General features: G+C 37.8%; 15 protein-coding genes and 1 pseudogene. 12 read left to right on the top strand and 4 right to left on the bottom strand.

Going from position 1 to position 17,049, the window contains the following annotated elements:
* Window positions 1–17 precede the first annotated feature (17 nt).
* On the top strand, window positions 18–1,415 hold the full coding sequence (locus M4974_RS04165; RefSeq protein ID WP_248706296.1) for an APC family permease: 1,398 nt from the start codon (window positions 18–20) through the stop codon (window positions 1,413–1,415).
* Between the two features lie 29 nt (window positions 1,416–1,444).
* On the opposite strand, the gene M4974_RS04160 is transcribed toward M4974_RS04165, so the two are convergent.
* A complete protein-coding gene (locus tag M4974_RS04160; RefSeq protein WP_248706128.1) occupies window positions 1,445–1,792 on the bottom strand; it encodes a winged helix-turn-helix transcriptional regulator in 348 nt (115 codons plus the stop codon).
* Window positions 1,793–1,941: 149 nt separating this feature from the next.
* On the opposite strand from M4974_RS04160, the gene M4974_RS04155 reads away from it, so the two are divergent.
* The 8 genes from M4974_RS04155 to M4974_RS04120 all read left to right on the top strand — a co-directional run bounded on the left by M4974_RS04155 (window position 1,942) and on the right by M4974_RS04120 (window position 10,396).
* Entirely contained in the window at window positions 1,942–2,970 is a 1,029-nt protein-coding gene (locus M4974_RS04155; protein WP_248706129.1) for a zinc-binding alcohol dehydrogenase family protein, read from the top strand.
* Between the two features lie 37 nt (window positions 2,971–3,007).
* The gene (locus tag M4974_RS04150; RefSeq protein WP_248706130.1) at window positions 3,008–3,328 is read left to right on the top strand and encodes an ArsR/SmtB family transcription factor; all 321 of its coding nucleotides are present in this window, start codon (window positions 3,008–3,010) and stop codon (window positions 3,326–3,328) included.
* A gap of 61 nt (window positions 3,329–3,389) precedes the next feature.
* The gene (locus tag M4974_RS04145) at window positions 3,390–4,121 is read left to right on the top strand and encodes an SDR family NAD(P)-dependent oxidoreductase (RefSeq protein ID WP_248706131.1); all 732 of its coding nucleotides are present in this window, start codon (window positions 3,390–3,392) and stop codon (window positions 4,119–4,121) included.
* A gap of 83 nt (window positions 4,122–4,204) precedes the next feature.
* Window positions 4,205–4,465 carry an SWEET family sugar transporter gene (locus M4974_RS04140; RefSeq protein WP_248706132.1) on the top strand — a complete coding sequence of 87 codons (261 nt, stop codon included), beginning with the start codon at window positions 4,205–4,207 and terminating at the stop codon, window positions 4,463–4,465.
* 207 nt (window positions 4,466–4,672) lie between these two features.
* Window positions 4,673–5,956, top strand: a complete 1,284-nt coding sequence (locus tag M4974_RS04135; RefSeq protein WP_248715775.1) for a C40 family peptidase — start codon at window positions 4,673–4,675, stop codon at window positions 5,954–5,956.
* Between the two features lie 84 nt (window positions 5,957–6,040).
* On the top strand, window positions 6,041–7,573 hold the full coding sequence (locus M4974_RS04130; RefSeq protein ID WP_248715774.1) for a ClC family H(+)/Cl(-) exchange transporter: 1,533 nt from the start codon (window positions 6,041–6,043) through the stop codon (window positions 7,571–7,573).
* A gap of 154 nt (window positions 7,574–7,727) precedes the next feature.
* Window positions 7,728–9,779 (top strand): DNA topoisomerase, encoded by a 2,052-nt coding sequence (locus M4974_RS04125; RefSeq protein ID WP_248715787.1) that lies wholly within the window; start codon window positions 7,728–7,730, stop codon window positions 9,777–9,779.
* A 77-nt stretch (window positions 9,780–9,856) separates the two neighbouring features.
* On the top strand, window positions 9,857–10,396 hold the full coding sequence (locus M4974_RS04120) for a YagU family protein (protein ID WP_248706135.1): 540 nt from the start codon (window positions 9,857–9,859) through the stop codon (window positions 10,394–10,396).
* Window positions 10,397–10,535: 139 nt separating this feature from the next.
* Here the strand turns inward: M4974_RS04120 and M4974_RS04115 are convergent, their stop codons facing one another.
* Window positions 10,536–11,528, bottom strand: coding sequence for a LacI family DNA-binding transcriptional regulator (locus tag M4974_RS04115; RefSeq protein ID WP_248706136.1), 993 nt, complete (start codon window positions 11,526–11,528; stop codon window positions 10,536–10,538).
* A gap of 248 nt (window positions 11,529–11,776) precedes the next feature.
* Here M4974_RS04115 and M4974_RS04110 point away from each other — a divergent pair.
* The 3 genes and pseudogenes from M4974_RS04110 (at window position 11,777) to M4974_RS04100 (ending at window position 15,883) form a co-directional block, all read left to right on the top strand.
* Window positions 11,777–13,116 (top strand): annotated as a pseudogene (locus M4974_RS04110) (MFS transporter).
* A 17-nt stretch (window positions 13,117–13,133) separates the two neighbouring features.
* Entirely contained in the window at window positions 13,134–14,816 is a 1,683-nt protein-coding gene (locus tag M4974_RS04105; RefSeq protein WP_248715773.1) for a glycoside hydrolase family 13 protein, read from the top strand.
* Between the two features lie 206 nt (window positions 14,817–15,022).
* Window positions 15,023–15,883, top strand: a complete 861-nt coding sequence (locus M4974_RS04100) for a CPBP family intramembrane glutamic endopeptidase (RefSeq protein WP_248706138.1) — start codon at window positions 15,023–15,025, stop codon at window positions 15,881–15,883.
* A 77-nt stretch (window positions 15,884–15,960) separates the two neighbouring features.
* Here M4974_RS04100 and M4974_RS04095 read toward each other — a convergent pair whose 3' ends face one another.
* Together M4974_RS04095 and mazE are read right to left on the bottom strand one after the other, a co-directional pair.
* Window positions 15,961–16,296 (bottom strand): type II toxin-antitoxin system PemK/MazF family toxin, encoded by a 336-nt coding sequence (locus tag M4974_RS04095; protein ID WP_248706139.1) that lies wholly within the window; start codon window positions 16,294–16,296, stop codon window positions 15,961–15,963.
* Window positions 16,296–16,523 carry a type II toxin-antitoxin system PemI/MazE family antitoxin gene (gene mazE, locus M4974_RS04090; RefSeq protein WP_248706140.1) on the bottom strand — a complete coding sequence of 76 codons (228 nt, stop codon included), beginning with the start codon at window positions 16,521–16,523 and terminating at the stop codon, window positions 16,296–16,298. The genes M4974_RS04095 and mazE overlap by 1 nt, the downstream gene beginning before the upstream one ends.
* Window positions 16,524–17,049 lie beyond the last annotated feature (526 nt).

Below are 17,049 nucleotides of genomic sequence, written 5' to 3'. Positions count from 1 at the left end.
ACGGGGGAAAGAAAATGATAAGTAGGATATTTCGTAAAGAATCAGTCGATAATTACTTGAAAGCTGATTCACAATTAAAAAGAACATTGGGTCCATGGGACTTAATTGGGCTTGGAATTGGCGCAGTCATTGGAACGGGAATTTTTATTTTACCAGGACATGAAGCTGCTCAACACGCAGGTCCTGCCGTAGCCATTGCCTTTTTTATTGCGGCGTTATTGTCTGGGATTGTGGGGATGGCTTATGCTGAATTTTCTTCGGCCATGCCCATTGCTGGTTCAGCCTATTCTTTTGCTACCGTTGTTTACGGAGAAATTATCGGCTGGATGTTAGGCTGGGCTTTAATTTTAGAGTATTTCTTAGCTGTATCGGCCGAAGCAACTGGCTTTGCAGCATACTTTAACAATAACATTTTAGATGCTGTCGGCGTTCACTTACCAAAGGCGTTACAAAGCGGTCCAATGGATGGCGGTGTGATTAATATTACTGCGGTGTTAATTATCTTAGTCATTGCCTTTATTGTCGCGCGTGGATCGGAGTTATCTAAAAAAGTTGAAAATATAGCAGTCATTGTTAAAGTTGCTATTATTTTATTGTTTATTGGTTTGGGTGCTTTCTATATCAAATCAAGTAACTATGTGCCATTTTATCCAGCAGAGTTCCATAGTTCATGGCTAGGATTAGGCGGTATTTCAACGGCTGCAGCAACGGTTTTCTTTGCCTTTATTGGTTTTGATGCCTTAGCTTCTAACTCAGCTGAAACAGTCAATCCGCAGAAAAATATCATCCGTGGTATTTTAGGAACCGTTATTATTGCCGTGATTTTATATGTTGTCTTTTCACTGGTATTGGTTGGTATGGTGCCATATACACATTTAAATGTTGATGACCCAGCGGCGTATGCGCTACATTTGGCCCACTTGGATGGTTGGAATAAAGTCATTACTGTTGGTGCTCTTTTTGGTATTTTTACTGCCATGCTAACAATGTTCTTTGGTGGTTCACGCTTGGTCTACGCACTAGGTCGGGACGGATTATTATCAGGTAAAATGGGGAAAATTGATCCCAAATACAAGGTACCTAAAAACGCTATTATAATCGCCCTGATTGTTCAAGCCTTCTTTGCAGGGGTGGTTCCACTGGAGCAATTAGCCTCATTGATTAATGCAGGGACCTTATTGGCCTTTGCCGGGATGTCATTTGGTATTATCCCCCTAAGAAAACGCAATGACATTACCAATACAGGTTTCAAAATGCCTTGGTATCCTGTTCTGCCAGTCTGTGCTGGTTTAGCCAGTATTTACTTTATTATCATGTTGCCGGATGCAACTAAGATTTCAGTGGCCATCTGGTTAGTCATTGGTTTGATAGTTTACTTTGCTTATGGAATTAAACACTCGAAATTGTCTGATTAAAATACTAACAGCAAAAGTCATATCAAGGCTCATCGAGATGAGCCTTGATATGACTTTTTTATGTAATTTTCTCCCCAAGCTTCCATGGCAAAAATCACGGGCTGAAAACTTTGACCGAAGTCACTTAAACGGTACTCGGTTTTTACTGGAATCACTGGATAAATCCTCTTAATAATAAGACCGTCAGCTTCCAATTCAGCTAGCTGTTTAGCTAGCATGCGCTTAGAAACATAGGGGAGTCTCCGTTGCAGTTCGGAAAAACGTAGCACTTCCGCCTTAAATAGATGATATAAGATAACACTTTTCCATTTGCCCGCAATAAATTGTAGGGTATTTTGTACTGGACAACCACGATCACAGTCATAAATTTTACGCATATAAACCTCAACCAACTTGTATTAAGCCTAATTTTATCATTCATAAGAAGAAACTTTAGGGTGAATTTAAGTGCACCTGGTGTTTTTAAATTTACGTCTTCTTTTTGGCCTACGATTGGTCTAACCTAATTGTAAAGGGGTGCCATAAAATGACAAAGATAAAAGCGGTTGGTTTTTACCAACATTTACCAATTTCTAATGAAAATAGTTTTCAGAATGTTTTAATTAATGAACCAAAATTACAGCCCCATGATCTATTAGTTGCAGTGGATGGTGTGTCTGTCAATCCGGTTGATACCTATGTCCGAAAAAGTGGTCGATCTACGCGTTTTGTCCATCCAAAGGTAATTGGATGGGATGCAGTTGGTCGCGTGCTAGCAGTCGGAGAGCAGGCGACCCTCTTTAAAGTTGGTGACCGCGTATGGTATGCCGGAGATTTTAAACGAAGTGGTAGTAATGCCCAGCAGCAAGTTGTTGATGAACGGATTGTTGGTTCAGCACCTCAGTCTTTAAATGACCAGCAAGCAGCGGCCATCCCGCTAGTAGGTCTAACCGCTTACGAATCACTATTTGAACAGCTAAAGGTTGGTTGGGATAACCATAATCAGACTATTTTAATCATTAATGGGGCTGGTGGTGTGGGTTCTATGGCAATCCAATTAGCCAAGCTAGCCGGTCTTAAAGTGATTGCCACTGCCTCACGTCCAGATTCAATTGCCTGGGTTCAAATGCTTGGAGCTGACCAAGTCGTTGATCACCATCAGAATTTAGTTAATCAAATTCGAACTAAAGAGATGCCATATGTAGATTATATTTTGAACTTGAATAATTTGGATGCCCATTGGAATGAGATTGCTAAGTTAATTAAACCCGATGGTCATGTTGCCGCCACTACCGAAAATCATCGGTTGATTGATTTACAGAAATTGACTAAAAAAAGGGTAACCTTTGCTTGGGAGTGGATGTACAGCAAGTCTTACTATCAACTCGATAGCATGATTTCCCAACACGAGATTTTAAATCACTTAACCCAACTCTATGATCAAGAAAAACTGGTTTCAATTCAGACTAAATACTACCAGCCCATCAATGCCGTTAATTTACGAAAGGCTCACGCCGATGTTGAGTCAGGTAAAATGATGGGCAAGGTAACCTTAACTGGCTGGGATAAATACTAAATATTTACATATCGCTAAATAACGATATAATAGGAATATGAAGTTAGATGAAAATATATTTAAAGCCTTAGCTAATCAAACTCGAATTGATATACTTGCTTGGCTAAAAAAACCAGAAGTTGAATTTACCGATGTGCCGGTTGAAAATATCCGATATATGCTGCAACATTTTGGCGGTGTTTGTGGTTCTTCGATTGTTATTCGTTCCGGCTTGTCCCAATCAACTATTTCAAATTATTTAAAAATATTAGTGCAAGTTGATTTAGTACAGACAGAACGACATGGCAAGTGGACCTATTATCGTCGAAATGAGTCAATGATTCAAAATTTAGGTAAGAATATCCAGCGTGATTTATAGCGCTGTTTATTTTTATTTTTTATAACACATATCGCTATATATAGATATATAAGGGGAGAGAATGAAAAATATTGTTATTACTGGTGGCACATCTGGCGTAGGTTACGCGATTGCTAAAGACTTAGTTCAAGATAATAACGTTATTATTATTGGCCGAAACCATCGTCGGGGACAAGAAGCTCAAAGCCGACTGGGACACCATGCTCATTTTTTCGCGGGAGATTTGAGTATCGAAAATGATCGTCAAAAAATTAAAAAATCCATTGAAAAATTATGGAACAAAGTTGATGTACTAATTAATAGCGCTGGTGTTTGGCCTAAGAATGCGACAGATAATATTTCGATTAATTTACGGTCTCATTATGCTTTTACCATGGCGTTAAGCCAACTATTAAAGCATGGACGAGTCTTAATCGTATCTGGTAATCCAATGGCAATCCATAATTTACCAATTTGTGAGCAGCAAATCACAACAATGCAACGGGCAAGTTGGTTATTAAGTCACAAAACCTTATTGACAATTTTATTGAGTGAGATGCTGGCTAAGAATGATACGACAGTTAATAGTTTTTTCCCAGGTGATATTCAGAGTAATTTAATGCCTTATACTCAAAGGCTCATGCAAAATACGGTACCAGTGGGGAGGTTTTTAGCATTAGACCAGTCGTTAGCGCATGTAACGGGACAATTTTTTAACGATCGGGGACAGCTTGTAACACTAAGTTCGAATAAATATAGCATCCAACAGGCTGAAATCCATTTAGCAAACTATTTAAAATTTCATAAAATGTAATACTTTAAAATAATTGTAATCATTTTGTATTGTTATCAACTTCTCAAGTGAGTATCATTTACTTTGTAAAGGAGTGAACAATTATGAAATTACAAACATTTATTAAATATTTAAGTTGGGTGGCGACTGTTTTGGCAGTCATGATGTACGTTTCATACATACCACAGATACAAGCTAACTTAGCTGGGCATAAGGCAGAACCACTGCAGCCGCTAGTTGCGGCTCTTAACTGTACTTTGTGGACCGTTTATGGTTTGTTTAAAAATCCCCGAGATTTACCAGTTGCCTTTGCGAACATGCCAGGGATTTTGTTTGGATTATTGACTTTCATCACCGCTTTGTAATTTAATTCACTAAAAATCCTGTTCATTTCAGGATTTTTTTACGGAATAATTTTTATCACTTGATTAAATTTACCTGCATAGCTTAAGAATTTCTTAATATTATGTTAGAATAAACCTATGTTAGAATTGGATTCAGATATTAGAGTCCATATTATCAAATAGTATATTAAGATTGAGTCAGAACTAAATATTTGGGAGACGTTTTCAATGTCAAAAAGTAACAATGTAAATAATCAACCTAAACACCGTACTTCTAAGATTATGTCGTCGATGCTTTTGCTAGGAATGATGGGTTTGTCGGCACAACAAAGTGCTCAGGCTGCTGACTGGCAGAGTAACAGTGCCGATACGATTTCTTCTAAGAAGGGTCAGACTTTCAATGCAGCGACAAAAACTTACAAAATTCAAAGTGGTGACACCTTAAACGCAATCGCTGAGGCTTTTGATGTAAAGACAACTGACTTGGTTGCTGCTAACCACATTCAAGATGCCAACTTGATTTATGCTGGTCAAGAATTGAAGATTGAGGGTGTTGCTGCAACTACTTTCCCTACTCCTCAAGCAACACAAACTTATAGTGCTGGTGCGCCAATTATTAGTACTGATCCAACTATGCAAGCTGTACCAACACCTGAACAAGGACCTACTAATGAACAGACTCCTTATCCAACTGTTGATGTAGCTGCACATGATATGAACCCAGTCAGCACGACTAACCAACCAACTCAAGGCTTGGTATCACAAGTTACTAGTCAAGCCGCTACTTCAACAGTTCAGAGTCAAAGTGCTGCTACGCAAGTGCAACCAGCTTCAACTAGTCAAGTTGAAAGCCAAAATCATGGTATTAGCCTAACTAGTTCAACTAGCCAGAGCCAAACTAATGCTATTTCTGAACAAGTGGTTTCTCGCCCACAAACAACTCAAAGTCAAGCTGTCCCAGGACAAACTCAACAGTCATCACAGACCACGAGTCAAGCTACTGCTCAACCACAGCCTACTGTTCAAACTCCTAGCTCACAACAAAGCGGTGTGAACAGCGAAAAGGTTGTTAATTGGTTTACTAATAACCAAGGTAAGTTGACTTATTCAATGAATGGTTCACGTAACGGATCAGATGGTACTGCTGATTGTTCTGGTTCAATGACTGAAGCTATCTACGAGGCTGGTGGTTCTAAGCCTGCTTATCTGTATAATACGGATAGTTTGCATGGTTATCTTACTTCAAACGGCTACAAGTTGATTGCTGAAAACCAAGGTTGGAATGCTCAACGTGGTGACGTGGTTGTCTGGGGTCAAAAAGGTCAATCAGCCGGAGCTGCTGGTCACGTAATGGTTATCAGCCAAGGCGATGATGCTAATGGTAATGGTGCTAAGGAAATCTCAACTGATTATTCTACTGGTGGAGCTGCCAACTCTGCTGTTAGCGAACATAACTACAATGCTTATGCTTCAGCTAACGGGAACCCTTACTCATACGTTTATCGTCAGTAATTAAATTTAGATAATAATTTATAAGACTTCCATTTAGGAGGTCTTTTTATTTTGGTTGACTCATAGGAGTTGTATACTAAAATTATGATAAAAAAACATTTTCAATTAAAAACCGATAAATTATCAATCGTTGTCTACACTATCATAATAGGCTTATTAACTGGCTTAGTGGTCAGTTTATTTCGCTTCTCCATCGAAAAAGGATTATATTTTTTTCAGATCCTTTATATTTCTATTCGCCATGGTCATCTAACAGCGCTACTATTAGTTTTAGGTTTGAATCCACTGATTGGCCTGATTGTGGCTTATTTACTAAAAAAGGAACCGAATATTTCAGGATCCGGTATTCCTCAAGTTGAAGGACAATTAATGGGGGATATCAAGGCTAACTGGTGGTCAACTTTATGGCGTAAATTCATTGCTGGTATTTTAGCTATTGGTAGTGGTCTAATGCTCGGGCGGGAGGGACCCTCCATTCAATTAGGATCTTCGATTGGACAAGGACTAGCTCAGTCCTTGAATTTAAGTCATAATCGATCTAAAGTTTTTATTGCTAGTGGTGCAGCAGCTGGCTTAGCTGCTGCTTTCAATGCACCTTTGGCTGGTGTCATGTTTGTCTTGGAAGAAATTTATCACAGTATTTCACCTTTTGTTTGGGTAGGGGCTTTAGTTGCAGCCAGTGTGGCTGATTTTGTATCTGCGGTTGTCTTTGGTCAAAAGCCAGTTTTAGCCTTAGGGTATTTGCCAATTTTACCGGTTAAGTTATATGGCCTACTAGTCGTGTTTGGAATTATACTAGGATGTTTAGGATTTCTCTATCAAAAAACACTGTTATTCAGTCTGACTGCCTATAGTAAGTTGAAATTACCTAAATATTGGTATGGCCTAATTCCTCTAATATTAATCATTCCAGTTGGGATATTTTGGCCAACTACTCTCGGTGGAGGGAATAGTATTATCTTATCCCTCCAAAAAGTATCATTTAGTTTACCTTTACTATTTAGTTTAGTCACTTTGCGCTTTATCTTCTCGATGATTAGTTATGGATCTGGTTTGCCAGGTGGTATTTTCTTACCGATTTTAACCTTAGGCGCTTTGAACGGCGCATTAATGGGTCACATTTTTATCATATTAAGTTGGATGCCAGCTACATACATGGTGAATTTTATTGTAATTGGTATGGCAGCTTACTTTGCTTGTATTGGAAAGGCACCTTTCACAGCGATTATATTAATTGTTGAAATGGTCGGTAGTATAACCCATATTTTACCGCTAGCGCTGGTTAGTTTAATTGCTTATTTAGTTGTTGACGTGTTAAATGGAGCGCCAATCTATACTTCGCTTTTGCAACGATTATTAAAAAATAATAACCAACAATTATCGGTTAATGACCTCGTCACGATTGAAATACCAGTATTAGCTGGCGGATTGATGGAAGACTGTCTGATTCAAAATTTGCCATTACCACCTAAAGCATTAATTACTTTAGTAAAACGGGCCGATGAAGTTCTGATTCCTAGTGGCGATTTGGTGTTACGTCCAGGTGATCTGGTGTATCTACGTTTAGAAAAATCTAATTTAGAAAAAATAAAAAGTTTTGGTTATGAACTGAATTAGATAATGATTTTAATAGTTCATCGGCGTGGGCTGCCTCTGGAATGATTTGGAATGACAAAAAGCCGTTGGGACGCCCATAGACAAGGGTTTCAACAGCTTTTTATGCTATAGTAAATAGGTAAAAAATTCGGATTAAACGATGAAAGAGGTTGCTGTGCCAAAGTATCTAATTATTACTGAAAAACCGAGTGCTAAGCGTAATTTTGAAAAAGCATTGGGTGGTGCGAATGGACATATTAGTAACTATGATTATGAACTGGCTAATTTACGTGGGCATGTAATGACCCTAAAAGAGCCAGCTGATCAGGTACCAGCCGACTTAAAAGCTAAATATAAATCCTGGAAACTGCAAGATTTACCCTGGGATTTACATGATTTAGCTTGGAAACGGACATATATTAGAGCTTGGAATCCTCGCAGTAAAAAGTCAGAAAGTACTAAAAGCCTAGTTGATGAATTAAAGACTCAGGCTAAACGGGCTGATGCGTTGGTGATTGCTACTGATACCGACCCGTCAGGGGAAGGAGATCTATTAGCTTGGGAAGCCATTGATGCTATCAAATGGCAAGGGCCGGTTTTTAGAGCTAATTTTGCTGATGAAAGTCAAAAAAGTATTGTTAAAGCCTTAAATCACTTAGTGGCGATTGAAAGTAAGGACAAGCACGGGGCTTATCAAAAGGGACTAACCCGTAACAAATGGGATTTTGCCTCCATGCAGCTTACGCGAGCGGCCACGACTTTGACGAAAAAAGAGGGCTATGCCCTAGTTTCGCGGCAAGGTCGATTAAAATCGGCCATGTTATTAAAAATTTATCAGCAACTCGAAGCGATTAAAAATTACAAAAAAATCCCATTTTTTGAATATCGTTTTAAAGATGATCAAGGCAACATCTATGCTCGACCGGTTGAGGCCAAGCAAGAGTCAGTGCCCTTTCGTTATCCCACAAAAGAGGCCTTGGAACAGGCTGAATCATATCCCGACCATGTAAATGTACAAGAAGACTCAATTAGTGAAAAAACAACGAAGCCACCGAAATTATTAGATTTGTCTTCCTTATCAGCCATCTTAGCGAAAGAGGATTATAAGGCGAAAGAAGTGCTATCAACTTATCAAAAACTCTACGAAGCACAGCTTGTTTCTTATCCCCGTACTGAAGATAAAACAATTACCCCCGAACAGTTTCATGATATGGCACCACTAGTCGACGATATTGCGCAACTAGTAGGTACCGATACAAGTTTGTTAACCCATCGACAGCCTCGTTCTTCTCATGTCAAAGAAGAGGGCGCCCACGGAGCCAATCGGCCCGGTACTAAGGTGCCAACTAGTTTGGATACCTTAAGTAAATACGGTCCTTCTGCTAAACGAATTTATGGAGTATTGGCTAAGAATTTCTTAGCTATGTTTGCTCCAGACTATCGTTACCGGCAAATTAAAGGATCAATCGCTGAATATCCAACATTTAAAACTACGTTGAATGTACCAATTTCAATGGGGTGGAAGGCTGTTTATCAAGATCAGGATAATGAATCGGACGACAGTCAAACGATTAAACAATTAGGTAAGCAGGCTAAGCCACAGGTTCATGAGGGGCAAAATCCTAAACCAACAGCACCGACCTGGAAATGGCTCAAAACATTTCTTGAAAAGAATAATATTGGAACCGGAGCTACCCGAACTAGTACTTATGGGGAGCTATCTAGTGGTAAAAATGCCTATATCATCGATAAAAAAGGAAAGATTGATTTAACCACGGACGGGAAAGCGGTCGCCATTATGGCCCAGGGGACCTGGTTAGCTCATCCCAAAACAACGAAACGAGTTTTTGATATTTTTGATCAGGTTGGTAAGTTTGAAATGACCGCTGACCAGGCGCTCGACTCAATTGTTAAAACGGTTGCCCATGATATTCCGGTCATGGAGGCCAATGCCCAACTTTTGGTGGGGCAGTTAGGTAAACCAAAGCAAACTAAAAAGGTACCAGCAAAGACGAAAGACAAAGTAACCGGTCAATGGCGGGGCGAGGAAATTTCCTTTACTGCTGAATTTTCAGGTCATAAGTTCACACCAACAGAGGTTGCACAACTGTTACAGGGGGAGACGATTAGCTTTGATGCCCGTAGTAAGCGAGGAAGTAACTATCATGTATCAGGTAAATTAGCTAAACAGACTTATCGAAAGCGTTCCTTTGTTGGTTTTAAATAGTTTAATATCTATTGATTATTCAGGAATAAAAGACTATACTTTTCATTGTACAAAAAATCACATTATAGGAGATTGTTATGTTTTCTTTAACTAAGCCAGAAGCTGGCTTAAAAGAAATTATTGTTAAAAGTGTTTGGTACGGCCTGATTGCTGGAATGATTTCAGGAATGGTAAAAATTGGATGGGAAGCTATATTTCCACCACGTACCATTGCCCGTAATTTAATTAATCCACCACAACATATGGCTATGCAAATGGGCATTCCCAAGAAATTAGTTGAATCATATGTTTACTTCTCACAAGATCAAAAGGTATTTTGGTTCACATTGATTTTGCATTTTTCTTTCGCCATTGCTTTTTCAATTTTATATGTCTTTGTATCTCAGTATTGGCCTAGTGTTGGCTTATGGCAGGGTGCTGCTTATGGTATTGTTTTATGGATTGTGTGGCATGTTGTCTTAATGCCAGCTTTTGGAACAGTGCCGGCACCATGGAATCAACCATTTGACGAACACTTCTCAGAGTTCTTCGGCCACATTGTGTGGGCCTGGTCGATTGCAGCTACAGTGTACTATTTAATTGCTAAAGATAAAAAAGGTCATTTAATAAATATTTAAGTTGGAAACTGCAGGGAAATAGCCGAAATATGAGATAGGCGAACAATACTACCGCCATTAATGGTTCTTAGTAAGAATTTTTTTGATATTGGTTATTTATTTTTAAAAGGCACTCATATTGAGTGCCTTTTTTATTGTGTTAATCAAGTTGTGCAACTGTTCCACCCTGTTTAAGTGTGATATTGGTAAAAACAACAGTATCTGGTGACAATTTTTGACCTGCGAGAGTTGTAATAGCCAATTCACCCATTTTTGCAAAGTTTTGTTGTGCAGCCGTTAAGATTGGCCGTGTTAATTCAGTTAACTCGGTGCCATCAATCGTAATAATTGATAAGTCATCGGGAACTTTTATTCCAGCATCTTTAGCGCCATTCAGTAAGCCAATACTAATAATATCCGCTGAGCCAATGACAGCAGTGAAAGGTAAAGGCTTACCAAATTTTTGAATAGCATTTAATCCAGTTTGATATGCATTCTCATCTCCGTAAATAAAGTCTGGATTATAGTTAATTTTATGCTTTAATAATGCATCAATAAAACCTTGGCGTCTTAAATTTGCTACCGTAGAATGTTGATCAGAAGCTCCGATTAGGGCTATTTGTCGATGTCCTTTTTGGTATAAATAATCAACAATAGTGAACATCATTGAATAGTTATCGGACGAAATTGATGGCATTACATTATTAAGTTGATTCGATACACTGAGGAGTAGAATATCAGCATTTTCTAAAACCTTAAAAGTATTATCTTTAATTTCAATAGCCAACATGACTACTGCTAATAATTGTCGTGAGAGTAGTGATTTAATAGTTTTGAGTTGTTGTTGGTTGTCTGAGGCAATAAAAGCAATTAATAATTCATAACCTAGCTCTGTGGCTTTGCCTTGCATCCCTTTAATGATTTCGTCAGCAAAGTTAGTGTGAGTAATTGGTACTAGTACACCGATAACACGACTTTCTTTTTGCGATAGATCGGCAGCTGATTGATTTTTATAATAGCCCATCTCATCTGCTAATTGTCGAACGTGTTGTGCTGTTTTCTCGCTAAAGCGCCCACGATTGGTTAAAATTCTGGAAACAGAAGCGGCAGAAAGACCCGCTCTATTTGCAATATCTTTGATTGTGATAGTCATAATTTATATTATAACCTAAAATGATTTGACTCAGTAAATGAAAGCGGTTACAATAACTATTGCGTAAACGTTTACTCAAAAAACAAGAAAGTCTTAAAATTATGAGAATAAATACAAACATCGAATACTAAAAAACTGCACATAGAAGTATTCGCAAAACTTAAAGGTAACGTAATATGCTGTCCGTAAAAGTAAGCGAATATTTTAATCTAAAGTTTTAACAAAAATCACTTAGAAGGAGAGTGAACATGTTAAATAGTAAGACGCAAAAAAGGGGTCAGCTACCGATACTAAGTAGTTTACAGTTATTCTTAATGACCTTTGGCTATGCTGGCGTTCAGGTAGCTTTCTCAGTACAAACTGGTAATATGGGCCGAATATTTCAGACATTGGGTTCGGATCCAACAAAATTGGGCTTTTTTTTCATTTTACCGCCCTTGGCCGGTATGGTCACCCAACCATTGATAGGTTATTTTTCTGATAAAACTTGGTTGCCCAAGTTGGGCAGAAGATTACCCTATTTGATAGGGGGCTGTCTGGTTTCTTTGATTGTTTTATTACTTTTGCCCAATACTGGATCATTTGGTTTCGGATACAGTTCAATGACAGCTTTGTGGTTTGGTGCAGTAACGGTTCTGTTTATGGACTTGTCTGCTAATGTATCTATGCAGCCATTTAAGATGATTATCCCGGACATGGTTAATGAACAACAAACTGATAAAGCTTGGAGTTTACAAAATATTTGGGGAAGCTTAGGCGGTGTGATTGCGTTTGTGTTCCCATTTATCTTAACCTCCTTTGGGATGGCTAACACTGCTGCTCGCGGTGTTGTACCCGATTCTGTTAAAATTTCATTTTACGTGGCAGCTGCTATTTTATTAATATCAACCATTTTTACTATTATGAATGTCAAGGAATATGATCCTGAAACGCTAGCATACTATCATGGCTATAATGCTGAGGGTAAACAGCACGAATCATTTATAAAAATTTTAAAAAGTGCACCTAAAGTATTTTCCTAGGGGTAGTTGAATTTTTTGTTTGGTTTGGCATTCCATATATGTGGACATACTCCACTGGGGCTTTATCAGAAAATATTTGGCATGTTTCCGATCCTGCATCGGCTGGCTATCAGGCTGCTGGTAATTGGTTTGGTATTTTACAGGCTGTTTATTCCATTGTGGCTATTGTAGTGGGTATTTTATTTCAACGTTTGAATAATAAAACACGGAAAGGGGCCTTTTTTCTTAGTTTGTTAGCTGGAGGGATTGGTTTCATGGTAGTAGCCTACGGTCACACCCATCTTTCATCACTAATTGGTTTTGTTTTGATTGGAATTGGTTGGATTGCCTTAATTTCTATTCCATTTACCATCTTAACCAATGCTTTAGATGGTAAACACGATGGTGTTTACTTAGGTTTGTTTAATTGTTTCATCTGTATCCCTCAAATTGTAGCTTCAGTTGCAAGTTTTGCAATTTTCCCAATGGTTGGCAAGTCTATGGCTCATATGTTAGCCATTGCTGGTGTCTTTTTAATGGTAGGGGCATGCTTAATCTGGATTGTTAAAGAAGAAAATCATAATTAGAAAAAAGGAGCATCAACATGACAAAATCAATTAAATGGTGGCAAAAAGCGGTTGTATATCAGGTCTATCCTCGGTCTTTTCAGGACACTAACGGAGATGGTGTTGGGGATTTAAAAGGCATTGAACAGCGCTTGGATTACATTAAAAAATTAGGTGCAGATGTTATTTGGCTGAATCCAGTTTATGCTTCACCTGATAAAGATAATGGCTACGATATTTCAGACTATGAAGATATAAACTCAAAATTTGGTACCATGGCTGATTTTGATAGTTTGCTGGCCAAAGCACATGAAAAGGGTATCAAAGTCTTGATGGATTTGGTTGTCAATCATACATCGGACCAACATCGTTGGTTTGTTGAAAGCCGAAGTTCAAAGGATAACGATAAACGTGATTTCTATATTTGGCGAGATCCGGTGGATGGACATGAACCCAATAATTGGGGTTCATTTTTCTCCGGTCCAGCTTGGAAATTTGACGATAAAACTGGACAGTATTATTTACACTTATTTGTCGAGGGCCAGCCGGATTTGAACTGGGCAAACCCTACTGTGCGTGAGTCAGTCTTTAATATGATGAACTTCTGGGTCGATAAGGGAATTGATGGCTTTCGAATGGATGTTATTTCATTAATCTCTAAGCCCGATGGTTTGCCGGATGGGGAGGTACCAGAAGGGGCACAATATGGCAACTCGGATAAGGCCGTCGCTAATGGTCCACACGTGCATGAATATCTGAAAGAAATGCGTCAAAAGGTTCTAAATCGGGCTGATATGATGACCGTTGGTGAAGCTTCTGGGGTGAATATCGAGAATGCTGTTAAGTATGCCAATCAAGATAATTCTGAGTTAAATATGGTTTTTCAATTTGAACATATGGGTCTTGACAACAACCCTAATCCAGCCCTTGGTAAATGGTATGATAAAAAAGTTTCCCTAGTTGACTTAAAGGCTAATCTCTCAAAATGGCAAAATCATTTGGCTGAAAAAGCTTGGAATTCACTATACTGGGATAACCATGATCAGCCGCGGGCGGTAAGTCGTTATGGTAGTGATCGACCTGAATATCGTGTTGTATCCGCTAAAATGGTGGCTACTTTACTTCATTTTATGCAGGGTACGCCTTATATTTATCAAGGTGAAGAAATTGGCATGACAAATGCCTATAACCTTCAGCGTGATGATTTTGATGATGTTGAAATCAAAAATGCCTTCAAATATCTGGTTGACAAGGATCATTTAGTTGATGAAGCGACCATGCTAAAATATGTCCATGCTAAAGGCCGTGATAATGCGCGAACGCCAATGCAATGGAATGATAGTAAGAATGCTGGATTTACAACTGGTTTACCTTGGCTGAAGATGAACGATAATTATTTGACCATTAACGTCAAAAATACATTAGCTGATCCAAACTCAGTCTTTTATTACTATCAAAAGTTAATCCGCTTACGCCATGAGCTACCAATCATCACAACTGGCACTTATCAATTATTAGATCCAAACGATGAACAAGTTTATGCTTATCGCCGTGTGAGTGCAGACGAAGAGTTATTGATTATTAACAATTTTACTAACGAAACAATAACCCGAGATTATCAGGTGCCAGCAAATGCAACAATTTTGATTGGTAATTATGAAGATGATGCAAAGTCGACACTACGGCCTTATGAAGCAAAAGTTTACCACTTTGTAAAGTGATTTTTCTAAATAGCGACAGTATAAAGTGTCTTTATATGAATAAAAATCTTAAAGCTTATACAACCAAGTTTTGAGGTTTTTTATTATTGCTAATCATTAAGACAATAAAGTCAATTGTTGCACACTATATTTATTAGGCAAACTCTAATCAATTGGTGCTTAACAGTTACGAAAATATAAATGAATACTCAGTTATGGAGATGCACATGAGCACAAATAATCGCTTAAAACGAGTATTATTAATTATATTAATGGGTATTTTGTCCTTTGCATTAGCTGTTTCAGGGTCAATTTTTCTTGACCCGATTACCGATATGTTGATTTCTTTTGGACTACAGAAGAATATTGCAGCAGATTTAGCAGGCTCGTTTGCTATGGTACTCACACCTAGTATCTTTTTGATTTACTATGCTATTCGTCGGAATAAAGAAAATTTTAAGATGGTAATGCCATTTTCAGCAGATCACTTTATGCCAAAATATTTAATTAGCTGGTGTGTTGGAATTGTGGCCTTTGTGGCTATTTGGTTAATTGCTAATTCGATGAATGCCTTTAATGTTACGAATAACTGGCATGCTTCAAAAATCGGTATTCTACTACTCTTCATGGGTGGCTACGTGTTGCAAGGTATGAGTGAGGAAATCATTTGTTGTGGATTCTTACAAGGTACCATATCAAAAATTAGTGGTAACAAAGTCGGTATCATTGTTTCAGTCTTGTTCTTTGCCGTATTTCACAGTTTCAATCCTGGATTGACACCATTGGCTTTTATTAATTTATTGATCTTTGCTACAGGAATGTCAATTCTGCGATTTGCAACCAATAATATTTGGTTGTCTAGTGGTATTCACAGTGCTTGGAATTTCACTCAAGGGACCATCACTGGGGTAATGGTATCAGGATTGACGCCGTCATTTAGTGTCTTCACCTCCAATCCAGTTGCTGGTAAAACTTTGTTAAACGGTGGTATGTTTGGAATGGAGGGTTCACTCATGTGTACCTTAGCATTTTCAAGCCTCCTAGTTGGTGCAATCATTATTTTGAAGAAAAATAAAAAGAATATTTGAGTTAAATAAAAAGGCAGAGGGGACTTTGAGGAGTCTTCTCTGCCTTTTTGTAATTGAATAAATTGGTAACGTACTAGTTATAAACCAAAATCAAAATTTTGATTTATCATCTGAGCAATTTGAAAAAAATCACTATCATCTAATTTTTGAATAAATTCTGGATTTCGCTGGCTTAGGTCAAAAGAATACAACTGATTAGTATTAATCTGTCCCTTAATATCATAATCAATTAAATCATATCTAGAGCTCCAACTTCTAGTTTGACTAGTAATTGGTACAATGATGGCAAAACCGGTCACTCGATTGTAACTATTGCCGCTAATCACTAAGCCTGGTCGCCTTTTTTGAATTTCTTTCCCCTTAGAGGGGTCAAAATCTAGCCAAATAAGGTCTCCTTGCTGCGCCTGATACATTATTCAATTCCTGCGCTTTCTTCAGCAGTATAAGTGATGTTAGTTTCGGCTTCATATTGCGATTTATCGGCAACATTTTGAAATTTATCTGCCAACTTTGGTACAAAGATTAACGTACCGTTTTGCTTTTTAACTGCGATATATTCTTTCCCAGCTTCTGGTTCAAGCACTTTAGGAAGATGAATTGCATATGAATTACCAGATTTTCTAATTGTTGTAATTGTCATGGAAATGGGCCCACTTTCTTTTGAATAATTAAATTATACATTGTAATACAATGTATGGCAAATTGATAAATTGTTCCTTATTTTCAAAATGGGGTAAATACTAATTTTTTAGATTTTATCTTGTAAATATTTTATCTCGTAAATAACGTAACTAATGAGTTAATAAATAATATAATTTAATAAACGAGTGAAAAAATTATACCAGATACGGAGGAATGTTCACGTTGTGTAACCTATTTAGTTTGAAAGTATTAGCCGTGTTGCTCCCATTTCTTTTGGGATTGCTAGTGAGTTTTATAGTGTGGCTCTTAAATTGGTATTATCTTGAGTACAAATATCGATGTTTTAAAAAAATGATCCAAACTTGCTATGTTGATAATCTATATTTAGATAATAGCAGTAAGAAATATATTCAAGATCAATTGAGGTGCAATGAGCAATCACTTAATTATTTAATTAATCATGAAATACAATATATTAATTATACTAACCAAATTAAATTTATTCGTTTAGCACAATTTACACT

Origin of the sequence: Convivina praedatoris, assembly GCF_933208495.1 — a bacterium.
Lineage (GTDB): Bacteria > Bacillota > Bacilli > Lactobacillales > Lactobacillaceae > Convivina > Convivina praedatoris.
The sequence above is the reverse complement of the archived record's forward strand: the minus strand, read 5'-3'. Positions and strand labels throughout refer to the sequence as shown.